The organism is Candidatus Eisenbacteria bacterium, from assembly GCA_018831195.1.
Lineage (GTDB): Bacteria > Eisenbacteria > RBG-16-71-46 > CAIMUX01 > JAHJDP01 > JAHJDP01.
The window spans coordinates 109,168-119,449 of sequence record JAHJDP010000099.1; the positions used below are offsets into that span (position 1 = coordinate 109,168).

Sequence of the window (10,282 nt, forward strand, 5' to 3'; positions counted from 1 at the left end):
GTGGTTTGTCATGAGGAAGCTATATCTTGGAATCATCTGTGGCGCGGCGCTGTTTCTTGGTGGGTTTTTTTCAATGGCGTGGGCTGGAGCGATTTCAGTGGAGGATTATCTGCCGGTCATCCGCTATGACGCTTCTTACGAGGTGTTTCCGCTGAGAATGACCGCTCTGCCTGAGTTTTACGGATTGGGCGATTATATAGAAATGAATTGGGAGCTTTACGAGCCGGGGAACACCTATTATCCGCAAGATTTGTCCGTCAGTGTCCATGTAACTGAGGATTGGGATCCTGATTTTACCTGTGAGCCCAATCCGGGAGGCGCCTTTCATGTCATCCAATATCATTACTACTATGCCCGTAATGACCATTGGTTTGATGTCTCCGATCATGAGCACGATTGGGAGTGGATCTATGTGGTTGTTTTTGATAACGAATCATGCGGCCATATTCCCTATGCCGTCTCGCTCAGCTCTCATGATGAGGATAATCATCTTAGCGATGTCTATTTCTATCCATGGGTTTCGCATGGCCCGTATATTGAAGTGGAGGATGGGACACATCCTGTCGCTTATCTTGAAGCAGGCAATGCCTTTTCAAGTACCGGCTCTGGGACGGAAACTCTGGATTGGGAGGATTTCTTAGCAGGCTATACCATGGAAGATGGATCGATGACCTTCTCCTCCTGCAACGGGGATGAGGTTGTTTTTAATGAGACATTGGCCTACGGCATTGACGGATACTTTGAATGCCGGATCATCCGCACACCTCCCTGGTCAAGGATCCACTGGGAAGATTCATTCGCTCTCGGGCAATTGTCGACAGATAAATTAGACAATACGCCGGAACCCTGTCTTCCAATTTGCGATGATTGGTGCTGCTATCCCGGATGCACCTGGGGGCAATTGAGGTCTTGCTCCGAGCAGCCCTATCATTCATTCGGAAGGAATCCGCGGGGCCGGTCGCGCCCCTCCGGCATCATTTCGACATCGGCGGGGAATCGGCTCTTCTGGGAGGATTGGGACGAAGCAGGAGTCGAATTCGCTGTTCTACGCAAGGATGTGGGCGGGAGCGACTGGGATACGCTCTCCGTCATGACCGATTCAACCTATATCGATCCGTACCTTTCTGGGGGAGACCGGATCCAGTACAAGATTCTCAGCCGTGAAATCGATGCGTCACCTTCCCGTCTTACCCCCGTGGCCGCCCAAGGTGTCATGGAGGTGCGTTCCCTTTTGGATTTGGAAATACCACTTGTACAATTAACCCAATGTGGTGACTGGATCTTCGGATTTTCCTATGATGGATTTCTGCATCGGCTCACCGTGGCGAGCGACGAGTCAATACAGCTGATGTCATCACACGACCTAAGGGACTGGGGATTGTTCGAAGGATTGGCCGATGTCCCCACACACATGACCAGCGAGTTGGTCTATTTTGGGCATCGGGATGAGGATTACTGGTCATCTTATGTATTGCTAATGGCGATCCCGGGTCGCGGGGTGGCTGTCTTTCTGGTCGATCAAGAGTCGGGACAGCTCACATTTCAATCCGTGGGCCCGCCCGAGGCGTATGAAATGGCGGTTGTGGAGGATAGAGTCTTCACGGCGCAAAGTGACGGCCTGGGTTCCTGGAAGTTGGTGGAACCGGAGCACTCACCCGTAATGTTAGTGCAGCAGCAGGAGCCCTTTGTCCCGGTGGGGATGTATCCACACTGCCGTTCGGTCTATGAGGGCCCGGGTTATTCAAGAATCACCGCCGTTTTTGACGAGCCGGGCGAAGAAGCGGATGGGGTCTATATTCTTGGGAGTGTTTTCAATGATGGGTGGGTTCCCCTTGGTAGTTTGCATGGATGCCCGCCGACCGAATCGTGCGAACTCACTCCAATGAAGTGGGAGATTGAAGATATTGATTCCGAACAGGGTTTGATGATTCTGCGCGACATCTCCGGGCATCATTGCTATGCGCTGGTGGACGTTTCGAACCCTGAATACCCCGGCTATTTGGGCACTTTGGAAAACGATCTATTCTCATTTGTAAGTTTTGTGGGGTGGTGGAATGGATCAACGGCGACGCTGCTCCCTGGTGGGTACCAGTTGCTGGCGGGGCATACTTTTGTTCGATATGGGGGATCGGATCAATTGCGGATTTGGGGCGGATTAGAACTGTACAAGAGTCCTTTGCTGAATGATCCGTACGGCTTCCAATATATAACGACGATTGCCGATGAAGGGTTTAATGCCCTTGATAGGCTGGACCTCATGCCCACCGATTTGCTCAGCTGGCCGGGAGCGGATGGGAGCCTCATCCTGGTTTCCTATTATGACCCGTTTGAAGACACGGATGCATCCGGCCGCCTGGTCCTTTATGGCGCGGCATCCGATCTGCCCAGCGCCGGGCTTGATCGCCGGGAGAGTGGACCGGTTTCGTTGTATAAAAACCCGCTGCAATTCGGCCAGCCGTTCCCCAATCCAACAATATCCGGCGTGGAATTCCCGATCTCTCTCTCTCGGCCGGCGGACATCAGCTTGCGTGTCATTGACCCCTCCGGCCGGTCTGTTTGTGTGCTGGCCCGGGGGCGGTTTCCATCGGGGAGCCGGCAATTCCATTGGGATGCAAGAAATGGTAGCGGGTTGAGAGTCGCTCCCGGAATCTATTTCATTGCAGCGATTGTCGACGGCCGGATGGCGGGAGTCCGCAGGACCGTGTTGGTTCGTTGACCGCCGGAATTACCGTCAGGCCGCTTTGAGAGATGGCGGACGATCGATGAGGTTGTTGAGGATCTTGAGGACACGAGGTGTCTTTTGTACAAGAGCTGCTAACACATCCTTGGAGATTCCAATCCTCTTCATGACCGCAACTACCGCCTGCGGGGGGTGGTAGGCCATCGCCTCGAGGTTGAGGGTTCTCGCCGCCAAAGTGTGCGCGACCGTGAGGAGTCCGGTTTCCTTTGAGATGTCACGGTTTGGATCCCGGTCATGAAATTCAATGACGGCATCCGCGATCGTTCTGTCGAACCCCCAGCCGATGATCAAATCATGCGCGAGCCGGGCATGATCCGCTTCAAAGATCACCGCTTCCGGCACCAGGGGATCTATTCCGCAGGTTTTTGAAAAACGGCGGATTTCCCCCATGAGGGTTGGTTGGTCTTCCAGACGGAGGAGCAATCCCACCTCTTCCAGCAGGCCGAGATGGGCTAGGTGGCCGGGTTGGGGATATTTGAGAAGCCGGCCCAATTCCTGGGCCCACACCGCCATGGCGAGCATGGAGTAGCGCAACTCATCCGGATCCATGGCGAATCGAAGAGGTGTTTTAATGTTTCCTGACAATCCGGTCTGATACGAAATCTGCATGTTCGATGGTGGATTCATTTCCAAAGATGATGACACTGGAAGGACTCCATCCAACCATTTCGGGATCGCCTTCCATTCGGAATCCGTCAGTTCGGTTCCCCGGCCGGCTAGACCCGGAGGGGGCGGAAGGAGATAGGTTCGATCATGTCCCCACAATTTAAGGATGCCCGTTGTTGAGAAATTCTGATCTTCAGCGTGTTCCTCTATTTCTTGTTGGATCCCATCAGAGATTGCCGCCGCCGGGAAATAGTGCAGCCTTTCCGGTCCCATGGCTTCCAATGTGCGGCGGAGACCCTCTTGGAAAAGTTTGAGGGGATCACGGGCTGATGGGGTATTCGACGGAGCCTGTGTTTCCTGCGATCGCTGATGTTCCGGGTTTGGCTGGGGTGTCGACTCAAGCGTGGGCAAGAGCCAAAGCGACGAAGGCTGATTGACTTTCACTCGAACCGATGGCGGCCGGCTTCGATCGAGATCCGCCCAACCCATGACATCCCCGGCATTCATCGCATGATTCAGCGCGGGTCCGGAGCCGGCGGTCAGTTTTCCATTGCCGAGATAAAAGAGCCCGGTGGTTGGCAGTATGGGTGTCAGATCGTGCTCGCCGACATCGATAGGCAGGACAACCGCGTCGGACAGAATCTCGATCTGCTCTTTACGACTCATCTTTTTAAGAAGACCCATGGCCACCAGATTGTGGAGGATTCCCCGGCCGGAGATGGACAAAGCTTGAAGCATCATGGCCTGGCTGAAACCGGTGGAGTAGGCCAGATCATAGTAGACGCAGCCACCGGTCAGAGAAGAACGTTCATTTCGTAGACACCGCGTGAGAATGACTTTGGGAACGGAAGAATGAATCCGGATCGCCGCGATGGCTTGAGAGGGCAGGGCGGCGCCGCGGGCATCACCCATCGGCTGGGCGGCAAAGCCGTGGCGGGACAATCCCCGGCCTCGGAGAGGAATCCGCTTTCCGCCTCCCTCCGAAACGATGAAGACGTCAAAGGGATGGGGATATTTCAAACCGTGATTCTGTGGAAGGAATGCATCCTGATGGTGCGTCACGTTTTGGCCTCAACTTGTTAACTGCAGTGATAAGAACCTGATTCTGCGCATCTTGTGGTGTCTCCAGGAGTCATCGGATCCCCGGCCTGACTTCCTTAGATGACGGATGGGCACCCCAAAGCCCGACGTTCGCGGGCATTGGCCGGTGCCGGGCATGAAAAGGGTGTGTGGCGGGAGGAAGGTAAAAATAGCTTGAAAATATGCCGCCACAGCCGTCAATATTAACTAGAGGTCGGTCAGGAGGCCGGCCCGATATCAATACTATCCTGGCGCTCCTTCCGTGGGCGCCGCATGAGGTTAAGACCATGCTTAGTCGAATTCACATCGTACCCAACAGGTGCGGGATGTTCTCAAGCCGGATGGCGATTGCCGATTCCATTAAGAATTTGGATTGCCAGGGCGGCGTATATTCCTGCTCTGTTGTCCCGACGAATTGCAGACAAACGCAATTGCCGGGAACAGGGGGCCTCGAAATATGAGGTTTCTTGATGGGTACAGCTGGTGGAGTCAACGGCTGAGCGTGGGAGGACCTGCTTCCCGTTAGTTCTCTTCAAAATCAGCCTTTCACTCTGAGCGCACGGAGTTTCCTGAGTCCTGCGTTGGGATAAGTCTTTTATCCCTCGACGGATCTCACCCTCCGGCCATTGCGTTCGCTCCACCGGCTCTGAAATGAGTCATTCAACCAGGGGGCGGCACGTCCCTGATATATCCGCTCAATCGGTCTCGCACCGGTTCCTTGGCGGGTGGTGGAGGAGGAGAGGAGATGTTTGCCCACGGAGTGAGTAACGAATTGTTAAAGAGTCTTTTTGACCTCAGGGATCCGGTCGTTCATTTTCTTGAGGGTAAGGGTGTTGTTCGTGACGATGCCGAGGATATCTTTCAGGATACACTGTTGGCGTTCCAAGAGGGATTGGGCCGGTTTGATCCCCACTTCGGAGCCTCAATGGGTCACTCTGTCAGCCGGCATCGAGGCCTTGTTAAAGCAGGCTCCCCGTGGATTCGGAAAGAATGTGTGGTGGAGAGCGTTTCACCTGACCTGGTGAAAAGAGCCCGCCGCTGGTTCTGGGGTATTCTTAGAAACAAGGTCCGGGCGCACTATAGACATTGCAGCCGATGGATCCGTGAAGTTCCCGAACAAACAGCAGATCCGCCGGATTATCTTGTCATCCGACTGCCTGAGCTGCTGAGCCGTCTCACGGATCAGGAAGCAGAGGTTCTCACCCTGAGATTTATGGAGGGTGCTGATCTCGCCCGGGTGGCTGAACATTGTGGTGTCAGCGTTCCTACGGCGCATCGGCGGGTGCGGCAGGCATTGGTCGCCGCCAGGGCGCAGATTTAACAATAATATTGCCGGCAATAGGATGCCGGCGCATAACCTCAACCCCCGGATCCCGGTACTTATGGGATCCGGGGCTTTCTGTTATCAGCGCAATCTGACGAGTCTCTGGGTCTTCGATTCGAGGCCCAGGGTCAGGCGCGCAAAGTAGACGCCCGATGCGATCTTGTCGCCATGATTATCCCGCCCCGACCATTCGAATGTCTTTTGGCCCGCAGTCATCCGTCCATCGATGAGGCTGGCGACCCGGCGACCTTGTACATTAAAAATCTCAAGCCGGGCCTCTTCATCACGGGGGATGGTGAATCTGAAGAGGGTTGAGCTCTTAAATGGATCGGGTTGGCAGGGGCTGAGGGTCAGCCTCCAGACCGTATCCGGGGTCACCACTCCGGTCCCCGCGCCATTGCTGGCGCCCGGCGTGGGGATGCTGAAAAAGATCCAGGGTGAGCCCCCATCGGTGGATCGTCCCTCGCTGATATCGGCGGATTGAGCGCCGAAAGTATAGGTGTCAATCGCCTCGTTGCCCGCTGTGAGTCGTCCAAAGAGCCCGAGATCCTCCCCATCACCGCTCAGTTTGAAATTGGTGTGGAGCGGGCCCTCTTCTTCATCATTGTCGCACCAGAACAGCAGAAAGCCTTCGCCGGCAATACTTGTATCGGGGAGGGCCCATTGGGTGGGGTTCGCCAAATCATCGGTGAGATAGAGCCCGCCCAGCGCCAATGGATCTGGGCCGGGATTATAAATTTCAAGCCAGTCTTCGTAGGAGCCGGAACTGTCCTGGATACCGGAATTGTTCAAGGCGATAAACTCATTGATGAAGAGGGTGATTTCTTCGGGCTCGGTGGGATTCTGATTCTCGGCGCCGGGTGTGGCCAGGCTGAGAAGCTGCCAGTCACCCGTGGCGTCGGGCCAGCGGCCGTAAGGTTGCTCGGCGCCCAGCGCGGGGATCGTCAATGCATCGCGAATGACCGAGCCATCCAGGAAGAAGAGATCTTCGCCGCCGGCGCTCAGCTTGAAGCTGGTGTGCAGGGACCCTTCCGAGGTTTCGCCATCGGCCCAAAGAATAAAATATTCACCCGGTTGAATCGTCGTGTCGGGAAAGGCATACAGTTGGGGATAGGCCATATCATCAGTGAGATAGTAGCCGAAGAGGTTCACCGGGCCAGCGCCGTTGTTCACAATCTCGATCCAGTCATCAAAATCACCATAATCGTCGGCCAGCGTTTGGTTGTTATCGGACATAACTTCATTAAGAACAAGGCCATCAGCAGGCGTCCATGTACCGATACGGCCGCGCAGCCAGCTGTCGCGAGCCCTAATAAAGGTTTCCAATGCCGGGATTATTCGCGGCCCGTCATAGATATTTGAGGTCATGGCATTGTCGAACTCGGTATTGGTGAACATCTTGTTATTATCCAAGTAGACAAAAGGCCGGATAAGATCCCGCATCGCTTCCATACGCGCCACGAGCCTGTCAGGATCGGCGGCGCCGGCCATCAATCTCTTGAAATGACCAAGGTAGATCTCTTCATACTGGGGGATATCCCAAAGTCTCTCGGCGAGAGGCCTATTCTGACCCGGCTGGGGATTGACCCACAGTGGATCAAGCTGCCTCAGCTGCGTTTGGGACAGATTCCACATGTTGAAAATGCCCCATGACTCATTGACATCCCACTTAGAGAAAACGAAGCGGCTGTCGAGGTCGCGGTGATAAAGGTAGTAATTGACGCAGCGCCCGATATAGCTGTCGAGATTGACGGTGAGGTTGTCAATGGCGAGCATGGCCAGTGCGGAACTGACCTCCATGATTTCAGAGAGCGTGTCCGGCAATGAGGCAAGGGAGGTGTTATTCAATTTGTCGGTCAATTCCACAAGTGATGACCAATCGTTTTCCTCTTCATTGGTTTTTAGCTCATAGTCGGCGTAATATGATGATTCATTCGTACCCAGATACTCGAGTGAACCATGAGGTTCGCCTTTCCAAAGATTGCCTTCTTCGCCGGGGCCGAACCGGCTTTCGATGAATTCTTGGTCGAACTGCTCTACTAATGTATAGAGACCCCAATAGGTATTGTTTATATAGAGCGCGGCGAAATTGGTTCGTTCCGTCGGCAGCCCGGCGGCTTCACACAATTCATAACATGACTTTTCGCGAACGAAGGAAGGATCCATAAAGCCGTTGTTGAGATTCAATTTATCCAATCCATAGACGGTTTGATCCAATACATATTCATCGATATCCAATTTGAATGATTTTTTAACACCCGGATAACTGCCATAGCTGCTGTTGCCTTTGAAGCGGACACCGATGGAATCAAACTGCACAACACCCCATTCAAACGAACCCGGGAGATAGGGAGGGTCATCGGGGTAGTTTTCGAAATTATCCTCCAAGAGAGTCCACCAATTCGGTTGATCAAAGGTGAGGCGGATTTCATGGACCGCATCGCCGTCGAAGAGGGGATGCGCCGGCGGCTCAAGCGAGGCCTGAGCGGGCGAAAGAAGAAGCAATAACATGAGAGTCAATACGGCCATCAGGATCAAGCGGTCTTTCATCGATGCACTCCTCATCTTAAAGCCTTAAGTTCTGTCGGCGATCACCACCGCCGGTCCCTCTTGCATTCCCAAAACGCATCGTCATTTAAATACTTGCGAAAAATCCGCATCTCTCTCCAATGGATGAATATTCATGATATCATAAAATGGTCAAATGCTCTAGTCTCTATTCTAACAATAGGTTAAAGGTCCTCTGGGTTGTGGTGAAAGCCGAAAGATTGACAAAACCTTGCCGCGCGAGCGCAAGTTTGCCGGCGCTTCAGCGTTTGGATGGGTGAGATGTGAGAGAGTCTCTAACCGACGACGAACTTATGGCGCGCGGCGCCAACGGCGATATGGATTCATTCCGTATTCTCGTCGAACGGTGGGAAAGACCTGTCTTTATCTTTCTCGATCGAATGCTGGATTCGCCGGAGGAGGCGCAGGATCTCGGCCAAGAGACATTCTTAAAGATGTGCCGGGAGGCGGAGCGCTACCAACCCTCCGGCCGGTTTAAGAGCTGGCTCTTCCGGATAGCGGGCAACTTGGCCCGGAGCCGGCTGAGACGAAGAAAAATCTTAAAATGGATCCGATTTGAACCGGAGAAACATGATCATGGCGCATCGGCCCGACCGGCGGATCGGGATCTTGAAGCCCGCGAGATCCGGGTTATGGTGCGCGAGGCGCTGCGCCGGCTTCCGGAACGCCAGCGCCAGGCGGTCATCTTGAGACAGTTTGAGAACCTGGATTATAAAGAGATCGCAGAAGCGATGGGAACAACCGTCTCAGCGGTTGAAACGCTGCTGCATCGTGCGATGAGGGCCCTCAGAGAGGATTTGAGCCGAAAGAAGATGGAAGAGTCATGAAACCTGCCCCTGTTCATATTGATACAAAAATTGAATCCTTCTTGGATAAAGAACTCTCCCCGGCTGAGAATGACGCCGTACAGGAGCATTGTGCCACCTGTCCGGTTTGTGAACGCTTATTGAAAGAGCAGATCGCGGTGCGCAAGATGCTGGCCGGTGTCACAGGAAGCGAGCCGATTCGCCCGATGTGGAACGGCGTTCGCGAACGGCTCATTAAATCTGAACCGCAGCGGCTCAAATCCGCCTTTGCTCTCGGCGCAACAGCGGCCGCGGTCGGAGTTTGTGTAGGGCTTTTCGTTGGATCATTGCAGACACACGCACCGGAGATGGAGTCATCGAATCTCTGGTCTAATGTCGGATCGACAATAACCGGCGAGACAGATGAGTTACTCCCGTCGCTCTATCTCAACACGTCGGATGAAGAAGGGAGCTGATGGCCATGAAGCGTTGGTGGTTCTTACTCCTCGCCTTCTCTCTCGGATTGAATGGCGGGCTCCTCTATGTCGAGTTGTTCGGGAAGGGGCTGAATCCGGATCATTCGGAATCATCCGGAGCGATCGGATCCCGAGAGTTCGATGGGCCGGGCGGCCATAGGCGGCCACCGGGGGCGGCGCCCAATCCAGTCATCTTGGTTGAACAGCATCTCCGGCAGATTGCTGAACCGCTGGGTCTCAGCGCTCTACAGAGGGATGAGATCGCCTCCCTATTGACCGGGATCCTTCCACTCATTCTAGAGCAGCAGCAAGGGCTCCACGAAGCCCGCCGGGCGTTGGCGGATCAGTATGCGGCGCCTGATCTGACACCCGATCTATTCCGAAGGGGTGTTGATCGTTTAAATGCGGTGCAGGCTCGCTTGGATTCGCTGGTGGCGGAGGCGATGCTCCAGGAGAGCGTCATCCTTACGTCCGAGCAGAGACGAGACTACATTAAGATAATGCCCATCGGCCAGTATATGGGTCCGCCGGCGAGGGATCTCGGGCCGGGAGACCCGAACCATCGGCCGCCTCCACCGCCGCCCCGCGGCCATTAATGTCTAAGAGAAACCCCGATCCGGGCAAAACCGGATCGGGGTTGCGGAGAAGCATTTCAAGGGTCCTTTTGCTCTGGCCCGCCCCCTCGCGGCAACCACCAGAATGA

Annotated in this window: 7 protein-coding genes; 5 read left to right on the forward strand and 2 right to left on the reverse strand. The window is 54.5% G+C overall.

The genetic code is table 11. The annotated features are described in order from the left end of the window. The first annotated feature begins 10 nt into the window (after positions 1–10). Complete coding sequence (locus KJ970_17780) at positions 11–2,716, forward strand: hypothetical protein (GenBank protein ID MBU2692771.1); 2,706 nt, start codon at positions 11–13, stop codon at positions 2,714–2,716. 15 nt (positions 2,717–2,731) lie between these two features. Here the strand turns inward: KJ970_17780 and KJ970_17785 are convergent, their stop codons facing one another. Further along, positions 2,732–4,408, reverse strand: a complete 1,677-nt coding sequence (locus KJ970_17785; protein ID MBU2692772.1) for an HDOD domain-containing protein — start codon at positions 4,406–4,408, stop codon at positions 2,732–2,734. 763 nt (positions 4,409–5,171) lie between these two features. Between KJ970_17785 and KJ970_17790 the strand changes: the two genes are divergently transcribed. Beyond that, positions 5,172–5,747, forward strand: coding sequence for a sigma-70 family RNA polymerase sigma factor (locus KJ970_17790; GenBank protein MBU2692773.1), 576 nt, complete (start codon positions 5,172–5,174; stop codon positions 5,745–5,747). Between the two features lie 84 nt (positions 5,748–5,831). On the opposite strand, the gene KJ970_17795 is transcribed toward KJ970_17790, so the two are convergent. Next, positions 5,832–8,300 carry a CotH kinase family protein gene (locus tag KJ970_17795; protein MBU2692774.1) on the reverse strand — a complete coding sequence of 823 codons (2,469 nt, stop codon included), beginning with the start codon at positions 8,298–8,300 and terminating at the stop codon, positions 5,832–5,834. A gap of 281 nt (positions 8,301–8,581) precedes the next feature. Here KJ970_17795 and KJ970_17800 point away from each other — a divergent pair, with 281 nt between their 5' ends. Genes KJ970_17800 through KJ970_17810 form a run of 3 tightly spaced genes read left to right on the forward strand, consistent with a single transcriptional unit; the run spans position 8,582 to position 10,175 of the window. Next, positions 8,582–9,145, forward strand: coding sequence for a sigma-70 family RNA polymerase sigma factor (locus tag KJ970_17800; protein ID MBU2692775.1), 564 nt, complete (start codon positions 8,582–8,584; stop codon positions 9,143–9,145). Next, positions 9,142–9,579: a zf-HC2 domain-containing protein gene (locus KJ970_17805; GenBank protein ID MBU2692776.1), complete on the forward strand. Its 438-nt coding sequence runs from the start codon at positions 9,142–9,144 to the stop codon at positions 9,577–9,579. Before KJ970_17800 ends, KJ970_17805 begins: the two co-directional genes overlap by 4 nt. A 5-nt stretch (positions 9,580–9,584) precedes the next feature. Beyond that, the gene (locus tag KJ970_17810) at positions 9,585–10,175 is read left to right on the forward strand and encodes a periplasmic heavy metal sensor (GenBank protein ID MBU2692777.1); all 591 of its coding nucleotides are present in this window, start codon (positions 9,585–9,587) and stop codon (positions 10,173–10,175) included. The last annotated feature ends 107 nt before the right edge of the window (positions 10,176–10,282 follow it).